General features: G+C 30.6%; 2 pseudogenes. Both read right to left on the bottom strand.

Going from position 1 to position 739, the window contains the following annotated elements:
• A pseudogene (locus tag AC1DTM_RS29995) lies at positions 1-334 on the bottom strand (HBL/NHE enterotoxin family protein); the annotation flags it as partial.
• Positions 335-602: 268 nt separating this feature from the next.
• A pseudogene (locus AC1DTM_RS29990) lies at positions 603-739 on the bottom strand (hemolysin); the annotation flags it as partial.

Genomic DNA, 739 nt, shown 5'->3' with positions numbered 1-739 from the left:
GCGTATTCCATGTAASWGCATGTGCTCTTGCATTCTTTTGATCTTGTACAATTYTACYAGGTAAATCTWCATAKCCATTAATAGTAATTCCTTCAAARYTCACATCWGGATTWTTRATTAACAWATAAGAATAKKCATTCATAGATTTYRMAAATAAMMCAGCMTYTTGCAAAGWTTYTTTCATCTGTTCTTCATTTGCTGAAAGAGACRTATCTCCATTGTTAGTTTGTTCAATTTCACTTGCAAAAGCTACTACTGGTGTAACTGCATAAGTTGTTGTCATAGTTAAAAATGTCGATACAGCGAGTATTTTATAAGGGATTTTTTTCATCATTTTATACTTCTCCTATATAGGTTTTGATTTCTAATTCTATTCCTATTCCTCTTTAAAAGCGACGTCTTTCAATTTTTTTGAAAATCAGCAATACAGCACGGTTATCTTGGTATCTGGGTAAAAATTTTATAAAAATGAAAGGCGAAGTCTTTAATGAGACTCCGCCTTTTTGGTGTATAAGGAATTATTAATTGTTGCATTACTATTGAACAACGTAATCATAGATTCTCTATGTTTTAGGTGACTTTGCAACAGAATTAATATTTCCCTATTTTTGTGGAGTAACAGGTTCCACTTTTAATTCTTTTATCCCTTCTTTTAATGTGACTGCATCTGTTCGTAATGTTTTCCAACTGTCTTTCGCTGCATTCAAGTTAGGTTTTAAGAATTTAAATTTATTTTGAT

It is taken from the genome of Bacillus sp. P4_D3, assembly GCF_056401855.1.
Note: the sequence above shows the minus strand (reverse complement) of the source record. Positions and strands in the feature narration are given on the sequence as shown.